This is a genomic window from Streptomyces sp. NBC_01013, from assembly GCF_045162765.1.
Classification (GTDB): Bacteria; Actinomycetota; Actinomycetes; order Streptomycetales; family Streptomycetaceae; genus Streptomyces.
In genome coordinates this window covers 6598989-6615955 of record NZ_CP108687.1, presented here as the reverse complement: position 1 = coordinate 6615955, position 16967 = coordinate 6598989, and the positions used below count along the sequence as shown (strand labels likewise).

At 71.7% G+C, this 16967-nt stretch carries 17 protein-coding genes; 1 reads left to right on the top strand and 16 read right to left on the bottom strand.

The genetic code is table 11. The features are described 5' to 3' along the window. Positions 1-20 precede the first annotated feature (20 nt). The 4 genes from OG538_RS28845 to aroH form a co-directional block, all read right to left on the bottom strand. Entirely contained in the window at positions 21-683 is a 663-nt protein-coding gene (locus tag OG538_RS28845; RefSeq protein ID WP_406098370.1) for a lysophospholipid acyltransferase family protein, read from the bottom strand. Further along, positions 680-1396, bottom strand: coding sequence for a (d)CMP kinase (gene cmk / locus OG538_RS28840; RefSeq protein ID WP_406098369.1), 717 nt, complete (start codon positions 1394-1396; stop codon positions 680-682). The genes OG538_RS28845 and cmk overlap by 4 nt, the downstream gene beginning before the upstream one ends. Positions 1397-1519: 123 nt before the next feature. Further along, positions 1520-2605, bottom strand: coding sequence for a prephenate dehydrogenase (locus OG538_RS28835; RefSeq protein WP_406098368.1), 1086 nt, complete (start codon positions 2603-2605; stop codon positions 1520-1522). Next, the gene (aroH, locus tag OG538_RS28830) at positions 2602-2964 is read right to left on the bottom strand and encodes a chorismate mutase (RefSeq protein ID WP_148016041.1); all 363 of its coding nucleotides are present in this window, start codon (positions 2962-2964) and stop codon (positions 2602-2604) included. Before aroH ends, OG538_RS28835 begins: the two co-directional genes overlap by 4 nt. 180 nt (positions 2965-3144) lie before the next feature. On the opposite strand from aroH, the gene OG538_RS28825 reads away from it, so the two are divergent. Further along, on the top strand, positions 3145-3867 hold the full coding sequence (locus OG538_RS28825; RefSeq protein ID WP_406098367.1) for a DNA polymerase beta superfamily protein: 723 nt from the start codon (positions 3145-3147) through the stop codon (positions 3865-3867). Between the two features lie 21 nt (positions 3868-3888). Here OG538_RS28825 and OG538_RS28820 read toward each other — a convergent pair whose 3' ends face one another. The 12 genes from OG538_RS28820 to OG538_RS28765 all read right to left on the bottom strand — a co-directional run bounded on the left by OG538_RS28820 (position 3889) and on the right by OG538_RS28765 (position 16839). After that, on the bottom strand, positions 3889-4674 hold the full coding sequence (locus OG538_RS28820) for a DNA polymerase beta superfamily protein (RefSeq protein ID WP_406098366.1): 786 nt from the start codon (positions 4672-4674) through the stop codon (positions 3889-3891). A 3-nt stretch (positions 4675-4677) separates the two neighbouring features. After that, complete coding sequence (locus tag OG538_RS28815) at positions 4678-5700, bottom strand: ADP-ribosylglycohydrolase family protein (RefSeq protein WP_406098365.1); 1023 nt, start codon at positions 5698-5700, stop codon at positions 4678-4680. Then, positions 5697-6431, bottom strand: a complete 735-nt coding sequence (locus OG538_RS28810) for an NUDIX hydrolase (RefSeq protein ID WP_406098364.1) — start codon at positions 6429-6431, stop codon at positions 5697-5699. The genes OG538_RS28815 and OG538_RS28810 overlap by 4 nt, the downstream gene beginning before the upstream one ends. Next, positions 6428-7507 carry an AAA family ATPase gene (locus OG538_RS28805; protein WP_406098363.1) on the bottom strand — a complete coding sequence of 360 codons (1080 nt, stop codon included), beginning with the start codon at positions 7505-7507 and terminating at the stop codon, positions 6428-6430. The genes OG538_RS28810 and OG538_RS28805 overlap by 4 nt, the downstream gene beginning before the upstream one ends. Beyond that, complete coding sequence (gene pnuC / locus OG538_RS28800; protein WP_406098362.1) at positions 7504-8157, bottom strand: nicotinamide riboside transporter PnuC; 654 nt, start codon at positions 8155-8157, stop codon at positions 7504-7506. The genes OG538_RS28805 and pnuC overlap by 4 nt, the downstream gene beginning before the upstream one ends. Positions 8158-8305: 148 nt before the next feature. After that, positions 8306-9493, bottom strand: coding sequence for a pseudouridine synthase (locus tag OG538_RS28795; RefSeq protein WP_406098361.1), 1188 nt, complete (start codon positions 9491-9493; stop codon positions 8306-8308). Beyond that, entirely contained in the window at positions 9493-10140 is a 648-nt protein-coding gene (gene scpB / locus OG538_RS28790) for an SMC-Scp complex subunit ScpB (RefSeq protein ID WP_406098360.1), read from the bottom strand. The genes OG538_RS28795 and scpB overlap by 1 nt, the downstream gene beginning before the upstream one ends. Then, positions 10137-11327: a segregation/condensation protein A gene (locus OG538_RS28785; protein WP_406098359.1), complete on the bottom strand. Its 1191-nt coding sequence runs from the start codon at positions 11325-11327 to the stop codon at positions 10137-10139. The genes scpB and OG538_RS28785 overlap by 4 nt, the downstream gene beginning before the upstream one ends. Before the next feature lie 109 nt (positions 11328-11436). Next, positions 11437-12033 (bottom strand): hypothetical protein, encoded by a 597-nt coding sequence (locus OG538_RS28780; RefSeq protein ID WP_406100356.1) that lies wholly within the window; start codon positions 12031-12033, stop codon positions 11437-11439. Next, entirely contained in the window at positions 12030-13148 is a 1119-nt protein-coding gene (locus OG538_RS28775) for a ParA family protein (protein WP_406098358.1), read from the bottom strand. Before OG538_RS28775 ends, OG538_RS28780 begins: the two co-directional genes overlap by 4 nt. A 368-nt stretch (positions 13149-13516) precedes the next feature. Continuing rightward, positions 13517-14632: an alanine dehydrogenase gene (gene ald, locus OG538_RS28770; protein WP_406100355.1), complete on the bottom strand. Its 1116-nt coding sequence runs from the start codon at positions 14630-14632 to the stop codon at positions 13517-13519. Between the two features lie 143 nt (positions 14633-14775). Next, positions 14776-16839, bottom strand: coding sequence for a tetratricopeptide repeat protein (locus tag OG538_RS28765; RefSeq protein WP_406098357.1), 2064 nt, complete (start codon positions 16837-16839; stop codon positions 14776-14778). Positions 16840-16967: the final 128 nt, after the last annotated feature.

The window sequence follows — 16967 nt, the reverse complement described above, 5'->3', positions numbered from 1 at the left end:
CGCGGTCCACTACTCACGTCTTACCCGGTGCGCCCGGTGAGGCGCCCGGCCTGCTCCAGGTGGCCGGTCAGCCGTCCCTGGATCCGCAGCGTCGCCTCGTCCAGCGCCGTGCGCGTCCGCCGCCCGCTGCCGTCGCCCGCGTCGAACGCTTCGCCGAAGACGACATCGACACGGCTGCGCAACGGCGGCAGTGCTGATATCAACCGCCCGCGGCGCTCGGTGCTTCCCAGTACGGCCACGGGCACGATCGGCGCCCCGCTGCGTACCGCGAAATACGCGAGTCCGGCGCGCAGTGAGGCGAAGTCTCCTTCGCCCCTGGTGCCCTCGGGGAAGATCCCGAGCACCCCGCCGTCCTCCAGCACGCCGAGGGCGTGGGTGATGGCGGTCCGGTCGGCGATCGAGCGGTCCACCTTCAGCTGACCGATTCCGCGCAGGAACGGGTCCAGGGGGCCGACGAACGCCTCTTTCTTGATCAGGAAGTGGACGGGCCGGGGCGCGGTGCCCATCAGCATCGGACCGTCGATGTTGTGCGAGTGGTTCACCGCGAGTATGACGGGTCCGGCGGCGGGGACCCGCCACGCACCGAGGACACGGGGCTTGAAGAGCCCGTACATCAGCCCGATCCCGATGCCGCGCCCGACCGCCGCTCCGCGCAGCGTGGGCGCGCCCGTGGCAGGTGTCACTTCGCGGCCTGCTTCTCCCCGACGAGGGTGACGACGCACTCGATGACCTGCTGGAGGGTCAGCTCGGTGGTGTCCACCTCGACCGCGTCGTCCGCCTTGGCGAGCGGCGAGGTCTTGCGGCCGGAGTCGGCGGCGTCCCGCTTGATCAGCGCCTCCTTGGTGGCGGCCAGATCGGAACCCTTGACCTCGCCGCTGCGGCGGGCCGCGCGGGCCTCCGGGGACGCGGTCAGGAAGATCTTGATGTCGGCGTCGGGCAGCACGGTGGTGCCGATGTCGCGGCCCTCGACCACGATGCCCTTCTCCGCTCCGGCCGCGATGGTGCGCTGCAGCTCGGTGATCCGGGTGCGCACCTCAGGGACGGCGCTGACGGCGCTGACCTTGGAGGTGACCTCCTGCGTACGGATCGGGCCGGAGGCGTCCTCGCCGTCGACGGTGATCGTCGGGCCGGTGGGGTCGGTGCCGGAGACGATGACGGGCTTGTCGGCCGCGGTCGCCACCTCCGCCGCGTTCTGCACGTCGATGCCGTTGCTCAGCATCCACCAGGTGATCGCGCGGTACTGCGCACCGGTGTCCAGGTAACTCAGGCCGAGCTGGGCGGCGACGGCCTTGGACGTGCTGGACTTGCCGGTTCCGGAGGGGCCGTCGATGGCGACGATCACTGCGGCCGGGGCGGTCCGGGCGGCGGCGCTTACGGTTTCCACGGTGGTGGACACCTTCCTGGTACGCGGGGTGGGCGGGACGGGACGCGCGAACCCGCCCCACACAAGGTTACCGAGTGCCGGGGCGGGCCCGACCACCCCTGTGGAAAAGTGCCTCCCGGCCCGGCGCCCCAAGGGCTATTGCCGGATCGACCAGCCCCGCTCGCGCAGCGCCGCGCTCAGGGCCGGGGCGGCGCTCGGTTCGACCATCAGCTGGACGAGGCCCGCCTGCTGACCGGTCGCGTGCTCGATCCGTACGTCCTCGACGTTGACCCCGGCCCGGCCCGCGTCCGCGAAGATCCCGGCCAGCTCGCCGGGGCGGTCGCTGATCAGGACGGCCACGACCTCGTACGAGGCGGGGGCGGCGCCGTGCTTGCCGGGCACCCTGACCCGGCCGGCGTTGCCGCGGCGCAGGACGTCCTGGATGCCTTCGGTGCCCTCGCGCCGCTTGTCCTCGTCGGCGGACTGCAGGCCGCGCAGCGCCCGTACGGTCTCCTCCAGGTCGGTGGCGACCCCGGCGAGGACGTCGGCGACGGGGCCGGGGTTGGCGGACAGGATCTCCACCCACATCCGGGGGTCGGAGGCGGCGATCCTGGTGACGTCCCTGATGCCCTGGCCGCACAGGCGCACCGCGGTCTCGTCGGCCTCCTCCAGGCGGGCGGCGACCATCGACGAGATCAGTTGCGGAGTGTGGGAGACGAGGGCGACGGCCCGGTCGTGGGCGTCGGCGTCCATGACGACCGGAACCGCACGGCAGAGGGCGACCAGCTCCAGCGCGAGGTTGAGGACCTCGGTGTCGGTGTCCCGGGTGGGTGTGAGGACCCAGGGGCGGCCCTCGAACAGATCGGCGGTGGCGGCGAGGGGGCCGGAGCGCTCCTTGCCGGCCATGGGGTGCGTACCGATGTACGGCGTGAGGTCGATCCCCAGCGCCTCCAGTTCGCGGCGCGGACCGCCCTTGACGCTCGCGACGTCGAGGTAGCCGCGGGCGACGCCGCTGTTCATGGCGGTGGCGAGCACGGTCGCGGTGTGGGCGGGCGGGACGGCGACGACCGCCAGGTCGACGCGGCCCTCGGCCGGCTCGTCCGTACCGGCGCCGAGTGCGGCCGCGGTGCGGGCCGACTCCGGGTCGTGGTCGACGAGGTGGACCTTGATGCCCCGCCCGGCGAGGGCGAGGGCGGCGGAGGTGCCGACGAGGCCCGTTCCGATGACGACGGCGGTTCTCACTGGGCGATGTCCTTGCGAAGGGAGGCGGTGGCGCCGAGGTAGACGTGGGCGATCTCGGACTTGGCGAGATACGTCTCGACGTGGGCGAGGATCCGGACCACCCGGGGCATGGCCCCTTCGATGTCCAGCTCCTGGGCGCAGATCAGCGGTACGTCGACGATACCGATCCCGCGCGCCGCGGCGGCCGGGAAGTCGCAGTGCAGATCGGGTGTGGCCGTGAACCAGATGCTGATGAGATCGTCCGCGACCAGGCTGTTGCGCTCCAGGACGGTGGTGAGCAGGGCGCTGACCTGCTCGTCCATGTGCCCGGCTTCGTCCCGCTCCAGCTGGACGGCTCCACGGACCGCTCGTACCGCCACGTCGTGCTCCTTGCCTGTGCCTGCCTGCCGCATCTGCGCTTGCGTTTCAGCCTAGAGGGGTGGTGCCGTCCCCCGCCGGGGCGCCCTGTCCGTGAGACACGGCGGGGGCGTAACCGCGGCCCGCACCGGAATCCGCTGCCACCCGGGCGGGGTGCACCGCCCTCGCGTAGCCTCCCCCGCATGATCTCCCCCGGCGACGAGGACCTGGTCCGCGACCACACGGTCTACTCCTGCGTGATGGGCTCGCGTGCCTTCGGGCTCGCCACGGACGGCAGCGACACCGACCGGCGCGGGGTGTTCCTCGCCCCGACCCCGCTGTTCTGGCGGTTCGACAAGCCGCCGACCCATGTCGACGGCCCGGCCGAGGAGCAGTTCTCCTGGGAGCTGGAGCGGTTCTGCGAACTGGCACTGCGGGCCAACCCCAATGTGCTGGAGTGCCTGCACTCGCCGCTGGTGGAGCGACTCGACGCGACCGGGCGTGAACTCCTCTCGCTGCGTGGAGCGTTCCTGTCCCGCCGGGCCCATGGAACCTTCGTCCGTTACGCGCTCGGTCAGCGCAGGAAGCTGGAGGCGGACGTACGGCAGTACGGGGAGCCGCGCTGGAAGCACGCGATGCATCTGCTGCGGCTGCTCGCGAGCAGCCGGGATCTGCTGCGTACGGGAGAGCTCACGATCGACGTGGGCGCCGCCCGGGAGGAGTTGCTGGCGGTCAAGCGGGGTGAGGTCGCCTGGTCGGAGGTGGAGCGGCGGATGACGCGTCTGGCTGCGGAGAGCGACGAGGCGGCCACCGTCTCCCCGCTGCCGGAACAGCCGGACCGGGCGCGCGTCGAGGACTTCCTGATCCGCGCCCGGCAGGCGTCGGCCCTGGCGGCGCTGTCGGCCGGGGACGGTTCGGCCGGCTGACGCCGGGCAGAGGGGCGCGGTTCAGTCGGCGGGGGCGAGACGCGCCCGCACCACCAGTTCGTGCAGTGCGTCGAACCCGCTCGGCGCGTCCGGAAGCCCCGAGTCCGCCTGCGCCCCGTCGAGTGTCCGGTGCAGCGACTCGATGTCCTGGACCACCGTCGCCCGGTCCACTCCCTCCGCTCCCCCGTGTTCGGCCTCCGCCTTCGCCGTGATCAGCGCCGGTACGTAGGAGGGCGCCGGCACCCGGGTGAGCAGCGTCGGCAGGTGCGCCGTCACCTCGCCGCTGCGCATCAGGTGGATGCCGGTGAGGAGCGCCCGAAAGGTGTAGAGGAGCGGTTTCAGCCCGCCGGTCTTCTCGAAGAGCCGCCACTGGGTGGTGGCGAATCCGCGGTAGTGGTGGGCGTGGTTGCGGGTGAGGACGGCCGGGGCCAGAGCGACCAGCTCCGCGTGCAGAGCAGTCGTGTACACGACCAGCGGGGAGAGCAGCTGCTCCAGGACGTAGCCGTTCGGCTTCAGCATCAGCTGGACGAACTTGCGCAGATCATGGGTGACCAGGTCCATCTCCACCCCGTCGCTGTCCCACATCCGCGAGCGGGTCCCCTCGGGCTCCCTGAGTCCTACCAGGTCCTCGGCGGGCAGGACGTGGACCCCCCGCAGGTCCACGTCCGAGTCCCGGGAGGGGAACCCGTACAGATGCGCCCCGGAGACCGTGGCGAACAGCAGCGGGTGGCGCTCCCCGGCGATGACCGGGCCGAGGTCGGTGACCGGCAGTCCGGCCTCCTGGAGGAGTGTGGTGTCCGTACGCATGGCTCAAGCGTCCCAGAGCGCCCCCAGCGACAGGAGGTCGCTCCGGTACTCGATGCGCTCCGACCATTCCTTGGGCCAGGCCGCCGACCCCAGGTGCGCCCCGGCCAGAGCGCCGGTCAGGCAGCCGAGCGAGTCCGAGTCGCCCCGGGTGCAGGCGGCGCGGCGCAGGGCGGTGACGGGTTCGTCGGGGAAGAGCAGGAAGCAGTGCAGGGCCGTGGCGAGGGCCTCCTCGGCGATCCAGCCGTCACCGGTGCTCTCGCAGGGGTCGGTCTCCGGGGAGGGGCGGCGCAGGGCGTCCTGGACGCGGGCCAGCGCGGCGAGGCACTCGTCCCAGCCGCGCTGGATGTACAGCTCCGGGGAGGAGTCGCCCGCGTGGCGCCAGAGGTCGCCGAGCCAGCGGGTGAGGTAGCGGTTGCTGTTCTCGTACGCGTAGCTGCGCAGCTGCCCGATCAGGCCCATCGGTTCCGCGCCCTGCGCCAGCAGGTACACCGCACGGGCCGTCAGGTCGGACGCGGCGAGTGCCGTCGGGTGTCCGTGGGTGAGGGCTGCCTGGAGCTGGGCGGCGCCGGCGCGCTGTTCCTCGCTCAGTCCGGGAACGAGTCCGACGGGTGCGACGCGCATGTTGGCGCCGCAGCCCTTGGATCCGGTGCGACTCGCCTCCTGCCAGAGACGGTCGCTGTCGAGCAGTCGGCAGGCGGTCATGCAGGTGCGGCCGGGGGCGCGGTTGTTGTCGGGTGAGTGGTACCAGTCGACGAACTCGTCGCGCACCGGCCGTACCAGCCGCAGCGGGGTGAGCAGTCCGCGGTCCATGGCGGTGCGGATTCCGCGCCCGAGGGCCAGCGTCATCTGGGTGTCGTCGGTGACGAACGCCGGCTTCGGCAGCCGCATCTGGCGCCACGGCCCGCATTTGGCGAGGATCGACGGCACGTTGTTGAACTCGGTGGGGAAGCCCAGTGCGTCGCCGAGCGCGAGCCCGGTCAGCGCGCCGGTGGCGGCCTGTTTGGTGAGGGTCCTGGTCACGATCACGTGCTTCTTCCTTCCGGTCGCAGCAGTGGTGGGTGCAGCGCGGTGGCGGCGCCCGCCCGGTGGAGGGCTGCGGGCTTTCCCCGCCCTCCGGTGCGGCGCGGTGGTCCCTCCACGGCCTGGACGAAGCCGGGTGTGGCGAGGACCTTGCGCCGGAAGTTGGGCCGGTCCAGCTCGACGCCCCACACCGTCTCGTACACCTGCTGGAGCTCCCCCAGGGTGAATTCGGGCGGGCAGAACGCGGTGGCCAGGCAGGTGTACTCGAGCTTGGCGCCGATCCTGGCGCGGGCGTCGCCGAGGATGCGGTCATGGTCGAAGGCGAGGGTGCCGAGCCGTCCGGCGTCCCACCACTGGGCACGGGCCGCGTCGCCGCCGCCGCGCGGTTCGGGCAGGTCGGGGACGAGTGCGGTGTAGGCGACGGAGACGACCCGCATCCTGGGGTCCCGGTCCGGGTCGCTGTAGGTGCGCAACTGCTCCAGGTGGAGGGCCGAGACGGTGTCCTCGGTCAGCCCGGTCTCCTCGGCCAGCTCCCTGCGGGCCGCGGTCCCGGCGGACTCCCGCGGCAGCACGAAGCCGCCGGGCAGCGCCCAGTGGCCCTTGTACGGGTCCTCGCCGCGTTCGACGAGCAGGACGTGCAGCCGGGACTCGCGGACGGTGAAGACGGCGAGGTCGACGGTGACGGCGAACGGCTCGAAGGCGTGCGGGTCGTAGCCCTCGGGTGCGGCGGCGTTCACCGGCGCTCCGGGAGGGGTGCGGCGAAGTCCCAGCCGTCAGCGAGCAGGGCGTCGACGGCCGCCACCGCAGCGGCCAGCCGTTCCTCCCGACTTCCGGTGACCTCGGTGAACGCCCTTCCGGTGCGGGTGAGTTCGGCCCGGAAGCGATCGGTCATCCAGGGCCGCAGCTCCTCGCCGTCGCGAAGCCCGTCGTCCTCGAACGCGACGCCCTCGTGGTCGGTGAGCAGCCACAGGTGGTGGGTGACCCGGTCGGCGGTGCGCTCGACCAGGGGGTTGCGGCCGCCGACGTACCGCTCGTGCCACACGGTCGTGGCGAAGGAGTCGGTGTCGCAGACGAGCAGCGGGGAGCCGGTGCGGGCGGCTGCCTCCTCACGGGCGTTCTGGGTCTCGGCGATGAGGGGGAAGTCGTGGGTGGTGAAGGAGACGTCCTCCCACTGGGCGTCCGGCCACCGGGTGCGCAGCGCGGCGAGCTTCTGCTCGCTGAACTCGCGCCCGTACTCGGCGACGTAGCCGGTGTGCGCCCAGATGCCGCCTCGCCGCCGGTAGTGCGCGGCAAGGTCGCGGGCCAGGGTGGTGGTTCCGGTGGACTCGGCGCCGAGGACGACGACCCGGCGGGCGAGCGCCGCCCTGACCGGCGGTTCGAGGAAGTCCCAGCAGCCGGCCGGGTCCGCGCGGACAGCGGTGCCGGAGACCGGGAAGACCGTGCGGCCGGGGTCCACGCAGACGGACTCGGCGCCGAAGCGGCGGGCCAGTTCGTCCCCGTACGACTCCGAGGTGAAGACCGCGTCCACCGGATCGGGCACGGCCCCGGTGAAGACGGCCATGTGGGCGTCCCAGATCGCCGGGTCGTGGAGATCCATCCTGGTGTCGTCGACGGCGCCCACCACGGTCACGTCCGGGTGCACCTCACGCATCCACGCGACCCGGTCCGCCAGCGGCACGGATTCCACCGAGGCGGCGCAGACCAGCACCGTCAGCCGCTCGCAACGGTCCCTGGCGGTGCGGACGAGGTGGTGGTGGCCGGCGTGCGGCGGATAGAACTTCCCGAGCACCAGCCCGTGTGCGAAACGCTTCATGCCACGGCCTCCACGGGCTCGGGGTGGCGGACGGTGAGGTCCCGCCGCCAGTTGCGCAGGCCGACCAGACACAGCGTCAGGAAGCCCACGTACAGCAGCGAGGTCAGATAGAGCTCCTTGTACGCGTACAGCGGGATGTAGACCACGTCGGCGGCGATCCACAGCCACCACGACTCGACGAGCTTCCTGCACTGCCCGTACGTCGCCGCCAGGGACAGGGCGGTCGTCAGGGCGTCCCAGAACGGAACCGTCGAATCGGTGGCCCGGTCGAGCAGGACGGTCAGCGCGAGGGTCCCCACCGCCCCTGCCGCGAGCAGCCCGGCCCACTCGGCGCGGGCGGTGCGCCGCACCGGCAGGCCGGCCGTCCCTGGTCCACCCCCGTGGGTCCAGGTCCACCAGCCGTACGCGGCAAGGGCGATGAAGACGATCTGGAGGCCCGCGTCCGCGTACAGACCTGACTGGGCGAACAGCAGGATGAAGAAGACGTTGTTGGCGATGCCGATCGGCCAGTTGGCGAGGTGCTGGCGGGCCACGAGCCAGACGCACAGCGCACCGCTGCCGAAGCCCAGCACCTCGGTCCAGCTGACCGGGGTGTCCAGAACCGTCACCAGGGGTTGCTGCAGGGGATCGAGCACATCCGCGAGACTCACGCCCGCCTCCTTAATAGTCACTCTGACTATAAAGCGGGAACGGGGGCAGCAAAAGACCCGCGGCCGGTTCCTGTTCGAAAATCGAAATCCAGGAGCCGGCCGCGGGCCGTGAGCGGTGTGCGGGGTCCTCCGACCCTGCGGGGGGGGTCTACAGGCCGACCTCGCGCATCAGCATGCCCACTTCGGTGTTGGTGAGCCGGCGCAGCCAGCCCGACTTCTGGTCGCCCAGCGGGATCGGTCCGAACGAGGTGCGCACGAGCCGCTCGACGGGGAAGCCCGCCTCGGCCAGCATCCGGCGGACGATGTGCTTGCGGCCCTCGTGGAGGGTCACCTCGACGAGGTAGTTCTTGCCGGTGTTCTCGACGACGCGGAAGTGGTCGGCGCGGGCGTACCCGTCCTCCAGCTGGATGCCGTCCTTGAGCCGCTTGCCCAGGTCGCGCGGGAGCGGGCCCTGGATGGCCGCGAGATAGGTCTTCTTCACGCCGTACTTCGGGTGGGTGAGACGGTGGGCCAGCTCGCCGTGGTTGGTGAGCATGATGATGCCCTCGGTCTCGGTGTCCAGCCGGCCGACGTGGAAGAGACGCGTCTCACGGTTGGTGACGTAGTCGCCGAGGCACTGGCGGCCGTCCGGGTCCTCCATGGAGGAGACGACGCCTGCGGGCTTGTTCAGCGCGAAGAACAGGTAGGACTGGGTCGCCACGGTCAGGCCGTCGACCTTGATCTCGTCCTTGTTCACGTCGACGCGCTTGCCCTGCTCGACGACGATCTCGCCGTTCACCTCCACGCGGGACTGCTCGATGAGCTCCTCGCACGCGCGGCGCGAGCCCATGCCGGCCCTGGCGAGCACCTTCTGCAGGCGCTCACCCTCCTGCTCGGCGCCCGGGTGGGTCTTGGGCGTCTTGATCTCGGGCTTGTCCGCGTACCTGTCACGGTTGCGCTGCTCGATCTTGGCATCGAGCTCCCGCGGACGGGCGGGGGCGCCGTACGGGGCCCGCCGGCCGCTGCTCCTGGAACCGCTCGTCGCGGCCTTGGGGCCGCCCTTGGCTCCGCCGCGCGCCGCCGCGCCGCGGCCCTTGCGGGTGCCGCCGTCGCCGCCGGGCTTGTCGTTGCCCACGTCGTAGCGCCGCTCCTCGGGACGGGGACGGCGGGGGCGCTGCTCCTGATTGTCGTCACGCCCGGAGCCGGGCGTCCGGGCGTTCGGGTTGGTGTTCCTGCCGGTGCCGGCGTTGTTCCTGCTGCTCCTGCCGCCGCTGCCGCCGCTCCTGGCGCCGCCGCTGTTGCCGCCGCTCCTGCCGCCGGCGCCGCTGCTGCCGCTGTTCCTGCCACTGCTTCGCATCAAAAGTCCGTCTTGTCGTCTGCGTGAGTATCCGGGGTGTCCGGTGCGTCCGGATCGAACGACGGCACACCCTCTAGCGTCTCAGCCTCGATCGCGTCCGCCTCGGGGAGGAAGGGCGCGAGCTCCGGGAGCTCATCCAGGCCACGCAGGCCCATCCGCTCCAGAAAGTAGTTCGTCGTCCTGTACAGGATCGCACCTGTTTCGGGTTCCGCGCCCGCTTCCTCGACCAGACCCCTCTGGAGCAGGGTCCGCATGACCCCGTCACAGTTCACGCCGCGCACCGCGGAGACCCTCGACCGGCTCACCGGCTGGCGGTACGCGACGACCGCGAGGGTCTCCAGCGCCGCCTGCGTCAGGCGGGCATGCTGGCCGTCCAGGACGAAGCCCTCGACCGCCGGCGCGTACTCCGGGCGCGTGTAGAAGCGCCAGCCGCCCGCCACCGGACGGAGGTCGAAACCACGGCGCTGGACGGAGTACTCGTCGGCCAGCTCCCGCAGCGCGGCGGCGACGGCCCGCCGGGGGCGCTCCAGCACCTTGGCCAGGTGCTCCTCGGTCGCGGGCTCGTCGACGACCATGAGGACGGCCTCCAGCGCCGGCTTGAGATCGAGGTCCGCGACGGCGGAGCCGGTGACGTCCTGCTCGCTCATGCCTTCACGTCCTGCCGCTCGTCGTGCACGCTCTGTGTCTCCTGGTCGAACTCGTCCGTCACTGTGGGCTCCGCGTCCGTCCCCCCGGCCCAGCGCACCGTGAGTTCGCCGAGCGCCTCGTCCTGGTCCAGGGCGACGGCCTTCTCCCGGTAGAGCTCCAGCAGGGCCAGGAACCGTGCCACGACGGTGAGGGTGTCCGGGGCGTCCTCGGTGAGTACCCGGAAGCTGATCTCCCCCGCTTCGCGCACCCGCGCCACCACGATCCCCGCCTGCTCGCGCACGCTGACCAGGGGGGCGTGGATGTGGTCGATGTAGACCTGCGGTCTGGGCTTCGGCTGCATCGCCTTCACCGCGAGCCGCGCGAAGCCCTCGGCCCCGATACTGATGATGACGTCCGGCAGCAGCGCGGCGTGGTGCGGTTCCAGTCCGACGGTACGGGGGAAGCGCCGGCCCTCGGCTTCGAGGCGGGCGCTGAAGATCTCGGCGATGCGCTTGTACGCGCGGTACTGCAGCAGCCGCGCGAACAGCAGGTCCCTGGCCTCCAGGAGCGCCAGGTCGCCCTCGTCCTCCACCTCGGCCGTGGGCAGCAGCCGGGCGGCCTTCAGGTCGAGGAGGGTGGCGGCGACAACGAGGAACTCGGTGGTCTGGTCGAGGTCCCAGTCCGGCCCCATGGCCCGGATGTGCGCCATGAACTCGTCGGTGACCTTGGACAGGGCGACCTCGGTCACATCCAGCTTGTGCTTGGAGATCAGCTGGAGCAGCAGATCGAAGGGACCCTCGAAATTCGCCAGCCGAACAGTGAAACGCCCGTCGCCGGGGGTGCCGGCGGAGCCGGGGGCCGTGGCGGGGACGGGACCCGGGGCGTCTGCTTCGACTGCGGGGGCCGTGAGCACCGCGGGGACACCACCGGCCGCGGGGACCTCGTCCGCCGGCGCCTCCCCCCTGGGAACCCGGTCCGCGGGGGCTTCGTCCACGGGGGCCATGTGCACTGCGGGGACCTCGTCCGCCGGGGCCGTGTGCACCGCGAGGACACCACCGGCCGCGGGGACCTCGTCCACGGGGGCCACGTCCGCCACCTGAGCCGGCGCCCCCTCCGCGTCCGGCCGCTCCCCGGGGAGGGGTCCGCCGCCCGGCCCGCGGCCCAGGGGACGGCGGGAGGTGCGGGCGGGCTGGTCGGGTGTCGGCATGGAGATCCAGGGTGGGACGGGACACGGGCGGCGGGCGGCGGCCCGTACGGACGGGCCGCGCCGCTCGACGGACGGCCGCCCTCCGGGCAGGCTACCGGCGCCGCACCCCTCAGCGGCCGCGCAGACGCCGTACGAGGATGCTCGCGTCGCCCCGCGACTCCAGGTCCGCGAGGACCACGGCGACGGCTTCACGGACGATCCGCCCGCGGTCGACGGCCAGGCCGTGCTCACCGCGCAGCACGAGCCGTGCGTGTTCGAGGTCCATCAGCTCCTCGGCGGAGACGTAGACCGTGATCTTCTCGTCGTGACGCTCCCGGCCGCTGGGCCGCCGGTTCGCCCCGCGTCCGCCGCCCCGTCTGCGCTGCTGCTGGACGACGGGGGCGGGAACGGGTTCCTGCGAGGACGGCGGCTGGGGCCTACGTCCGGCCTGTGCGGCCACCGCGACGCGATCGCTCTCACCGGCGCGGGTGCGCGAGCCACCGGTGTTCGCGTCGGCGTCCGCAGCGGAGTGCTCCTCCTGCGAGGACGGGGCCGCGGAGGCCTCGGAGTCCTCTGCCCGCGTGCCGTCCCCGGAATCCGCCTCGCCGGCCGGAGCCGGTACCCGGGTCTCGCCGTTCGCCTTGCGCCGCCGCTCCGCAGGTGATGAGGACTGCAGCCCCATCCCCCCGGTGGTACGGAACAGTTCGTCGGCCCCGGGCAGACTCACTCGGCGTGACACCGGGCGAGCACCTCCCTGGCGAGCTGGCGATAGGCGGCGGCACCGACCGAGTTGGAGGCGTACGTGGTGATGGGCTCACCGGCGACCGTGGTCTCCGGGAAGCGGACCGTGCGCCCGATGACCGTGTGGTAGACGTGGTCGTCGAAGGCCTCGACGACGCGCGCGAGGACCTCGCGGCTGTGCACCGTACGGGAGTCGTACATGGTGGCGAGGATGCCGTCGAGCTCCAGCTCCGGGTTGAGCCGCTCCTGGACCTTCTCGATGGTCTCGGTGAGCAGCGCCACACCGCGCAGCGCGAAGAACTCGCACTCGAGCGGCACTATCACCTTGTGCGCGGCGGTCAGCGCGTTCACCGTGAGCAGGCCGAGCGAAGGCTGACAGTCGATCACGATGTAGTCGTAGTCGGCCATCAACGGCTTCAGGGCGCGCTGCAGCGTGGACTCGCGGGCCACCTCGCTGACCAGCTGGACCTCGGCGGCCGACAGGTCGATGTTGCTCGGCAGCAGGTCCATGTTGGGTACGGCGGTCTTCAGGAGGACCTCGTCGGCCGCCATGCCCCGCTCCATGAGCAAGTTGTAAACGGTGAGGTCGAGCTCCATCGGATTGACGCCGAGGCCGACCGACAGGGCTCCCTGCGGGTCGAAGTCGACGAGCAGGACGCGCCGGCCGTACTCCGCGAGCGCGGCACCCAGGTTGATGGTCGACGTGGTCTTGCCGACGCCGCCCTTCTGGTTGCACATCGCGATGATCTTCGCGGGACCGTGATCGGTCAGCGGGCCCGGAATCGGGAAGTAGGGCAGGGGCCGTCCGGTCGGGCCGATCCGCTCACGGCGCTGCCGGGCGGCGTCGGGCGCGAGGGTGGCCGCGTACTCCGGATCGGGCTCGTACTCGGCATCTGGGTCGTAGAAGTGCCCCTGGGGCGCTTCCTCGAAGTCGGCGAAGTGGGCGGTGTCCCGGCCACTCTCGTTGCCGGCCGTGGCGTTCACGTGTAGGCCGTCCATCATCTGGGGGGCTGTCGTCATGTGCTGGTGGGTGGCGAAGGTGCGGACAGCGACGGAGCCGACAGCCTCCAGCCCGTTCGGGCTCTGGCCCCGTGCAGGCATCCCTGGATGAACACCCCCGGGAGTAAATGTCGACTCATTCACAAGTCGTCTTACCTCCTTGGACGTGACCAGGAAACTTATCGATAGGTCAGCGTGGCACCATGCCGACGATTGGCGACTCTATGGCGTGTCACCGGTCCGCAGCAACACAATCCGCCGGACCCGGCCCGATGTGTCGGCAATCGAACACCCCTCTGTCAAGGGCACACAGTCCTCCGGGCGCACTTTTCGCGGGTGCACGAATCGGTTAAAGGGTTACGTTCGAGGCGAGTTGCGCGGGGCCTCCGGGAGGCCCGGCACACGTCCGGCCGGACCTTGCTCGGCAAGGTCCGGCCGGACGCACGAGGTTGACGGGAGGCGCTGACCCGTCAGCCGAGGAGCGTGCTCAGTTCGACGTGATCGAGGCCGTGCGCCTCGGCCACCTCGCGGTAAACAACCTGCCCGTCATGGGTGTTGAGCCCCTTGGCAAGCGCGGCGTCCCGGCGCAGCGCCTCCGCCCAGCCACGGTTCGCCAGCTCCACGATGTAGGGCAGCGTCGCGTTGGTGAGGGCGTAGGTGGAGGTGTTCGGGACCGCACCCGGCATGTTCGCGACACAGTAGAAGACCGAGTCGTGAACCATGAAGGTCGGCTCGGCGTGCGTCGTGGGGTGCGAGTCCTCGAAGCAACCACCCTGATCAATTGCAATGTCGACAAGTACACTTCCGGGCTTCATCTTGGCGACGAGCTCGTTGGTGACCAGCTTCGGGGCCTTCGCGCCGGGGATCAGCACGGCGCCCACGACGAGGTCGGCCTCGACGACGGCCTTCTCCAGCTCGAAGGCGTTGGAGACGACGGTCTGCACCTTGGTGCCGAAGATCTTGTCGGCTTCGCGGAGCTTGTTGATGTCCCTGTCGAGCAGCGTGACGTGGAAACCGAGACCGACGGCGATCTGCGTGGCGTTCCAGCCGGAGACGCCACCGCCGATGACGACGGCCTTGCCTGCCGCCGTGCCGGGGACACCGCCGGGCAGCACACCGCGGCCGCCGACAGAACGCATCAGGTGGTAGGCGCCGACCTGCGGAGCCAGGCGCCCCGCGACCTCGGACATCGGAGCGAGCAGCGGCAGCGCGCGGTTCGCGGTCTCGACGGTCTCGTAGGCGATGGCGGTGGTGCCGGACTCCAGGAGCGCGTCCGTGCAGGCACGGGAGGCGGCGAGGTGCAGGTACGTGAAGAGGGTCTGGTCCTTGCGGAGGCGGTGGTACTCCTCGGCAACCGGCTCCTTGACCTTCAGCAGCAGGTCCGCGGTGGCCCAGACCTCGTCGGCGGAGGGCAGGATCTGCGCCCCGGCGGCCACGTACTCCTCGTCCGTGATGGACGAGCCGGCCCCGGCGTTCTCCTCGACGACGACCTGGTGGCCGTGGCGGACGAGCTCGTGCACACCGGCAGGCGTGATCGCCACGCGGAACTCGTTGTTCTTGACTTCGCGGGGGATGCCGACCTTCACGTCGATCACGGTCCTTGGCTCAGAGGGTTACCCGGACATAGCTATACATACCCGGATAGACACAGCGTAAATGGAGACACCGCGAACACCCGCGGCAGAGCCAGTCTAATGAAGGGCTTCCCGCTGTCCAGCCTTACAAAGCATTAATTTTCTGTCGTCGCACTACGGATTTCGTAGGCTGCGCTCTCCTCGCCCAGCAATCTCTCGGCCGTACCCCTGTGCAGGCCCGCAGCCGCGGGGTCGCCGAGGCGGTCGAGGGTGTCGGCCAGCCGGAGCTCCAGCGCGGCCTGCAACCGCAGATCCTTGGCCTGGCGCGCCCACTCCACGGCCTCCCGGCACGTCTGCAGCGACTCCTGCGGACGGCCCGCGTACTCCTGGACCCGGGCGACCTCGCTGAGCGCCCGCGCCTGGGCGGGCACATCGCCGAGCCTGCGGTAGCCGGCCGCCGCCGCCCGCCAGTTCCGCAGCGCCTCGCCGTACCGGCCGGCGTAGGTGTGGACGGTGCCGAGCCGCCCGTAGAGGCGCGCCTCGTCGGCCCGCTCGCCCTGGGTGAGCCGCTGGGCCAGCGCCCGTCCGTACCAGTCGGAGGCCCGATTGAAGTCGCCGAGCTCCGCATAGGCGCCGCCCACGGATTCCATGGCGCGGCCGGTGGCGTACGGATCCTTCGCAGCACGTCCGGCGTCCAGCGCGGCCCGGTAGCGGGCCAGCGCCTCCCGGGTGCGGCCCGTCCCGGCGTCCAGGTCGGCGAGATTGAGCAGGGCGGCGGCCCGCTCCCGGGGCAGATCGCGCCGCTCCGCGACGGCCAGCACCAGACCATGCAGTCCGTAGAGCTCGGGGGCGGCCGCCTCGGTGCCCTCGTGCACGGCCAGAGCCCGCACCAGAGCTGCCACCAACCGGCGTGCCAGGGTGTCGAGTTCGCCGTCCTCGACGGCGATCCGGGCGGAGGCGACCAGTGCGGGCCTGCGGATCCGCAGCCAGGCGGCGGCCGCATCGGGTCCGGGGAAGCGCAAGGACCGTGGCAGTCCGGCCAGCTTGCGCCTGGCCGGCGAGCCCTCCGGTTCGGTGACCGCGCGGCAGGACTGGAGCAGGCGCACGGTGCGTTCCAGCATCCGGGCCCGGGCGAGCTGGATCTCGGCCGGCCGGTCCCGGTCCTCCAGCAGCGCCCGCAGCAGCGCCGCGAGGCACCCGGGCACCTCGTACTGCGGGTCCTCGGCCCCGTCGCTGCGCAGCAGGCCAAGCCGCACGAAGTCGTCGAGGGTGGTCCGGGCGGCCGAGACGGAGCAGCCGGCGAGCGCCGACGCGGTGTGGGCGTCGGCGAGCCCGGCCGGGGCGAGGGAGAGCAGACGCAGTATCCGGGCGGCGGTCGACGGCAGGGAGTCGTGGACCAGCCGGAAGGCGCGGGCCAGCGGACGGGCGCCGGTGGGCTGCTCGGTGTCGTCCGGCAGTTCCCGCAGTTGCTTGGTGACATCGGCGACCGAGGCCGTCGGGCGGGTGGCCAGCCAGCCCCCGATCATGATCAGGGCGGCGGGCAGACCACCGCACACCTCCGCCAGGGTCTCGGCCGTCAGCGGGTCGACGGTGATCCTGACCTCGCCGATCGCACGGGAGAGCAGCTCGACGGCGGAGGCCGCGTCGAGGCCGCCGATGGTGCAGGGCCGGACACCGGGGATGCCGGTCAGCGGGCCCTGCGCGGTGGCGACCACGAGGCAGTCCGGGTTGTCCGGCAGCAGCGGATCGACCTGCTCGGCGTCCGACGCGTCGTCGAGCAGGAGCAGGACACGGCGTACGGCGAGCGCCTCGCGGACCATCTCGGACAGTTCGTCCTCGTCCGCGCCGGGCGGTCCGGTCACGTCCAGCCCGCGCAGGAGCTCGCGCGCGGCACGTTCGGCAGGCACGGGGGTGCCGCCGGGTTCGGTGAGCCGGACGCGGATCAGTCCGTCGGGGTAGTCGCCGGTGGCGAGCAGCCGGCGGGTGAGTTCGGCGGCGAGTGCGGTACGGCCGGAGCCGGGGCGTCCGGCGATCAGCAGGACCCGGGCCCGGCCGCTCTTACGGCCAGCCATGGTGTCCAGTCCGGCCCGCTCGATATCGGCCCGCAGTTCCTTCAACTCGCGCTCGCGCCCGAAGAATCGGGGTGGTTCGACGACGGCCGGCGCCTCGGTCCCCGCTGCCTCGGCCGGGTCGCTGGTGTCCACCGCCTGATCCGTCACGGGCCACGCTCCACTTCGCTGCACGCGTCGCCCGCCGGAACTCCGGTCAGGGCATTCAGAGCGTAGTTCAGGCGGGTGGGCGAACCGGGTGGAGCGCGGCGGAGAGGTCCCCCGATCGGATCAGCATC

Bases quoted from the DNA above. Each gene is read 5' to 3' on its own strand.
- OG538_RS28820 (WP_406098366.1), bottom strand. From the start codon at position 4,674: ATGCGTACGGACACCACACTCCTCCAGGAGGCCGGACTGCCGGTCACC.
- OG538_RS28785 (WP_406098359.1), bottom strand. From the start codon at position 11,327: ATGCCGACACCCGACCAGCCCGCCCGCACCTCCCGCCGTCCCCTGGGC.
- scpB (WP_406098360.1), bottom strand. From the start codon at position 10,140: ATGAGCGAGCAGGACGTCACCGGCTCCGCCGTCGCGGACCTCGATCTC.
- OG538_RS28825 (WP_406098367.1), top strand. From the start codon at position 3,145: ATGATCTCCCCCGGCGACGAGGACCTGGTCCGCGACCACACGGTCTAC.
- OG538_RS28795 (WP_406098361.1), bottom strand. From the start codon at position 9,493: ATGCGAAGCAGTGGCAGGAACAGCGGCAGCAGCGGCGCCGGCGGCAGG.
- OG538_RS28805 (WP_406098363.1), bottom strand. From the start codon at position 7,507: ATGAAGCGTTTCGCACACGGGCTGGTGCTCGGGAAGTTCTATCCGCCG.
- OG538_RS28775 (WP_406098358.1), bottom strand. From the start codon at position 13,148: ATGCCTGCACGGGGCCAGAGCCCGAACGGGCTGGAGGCTGTCGGCTCC.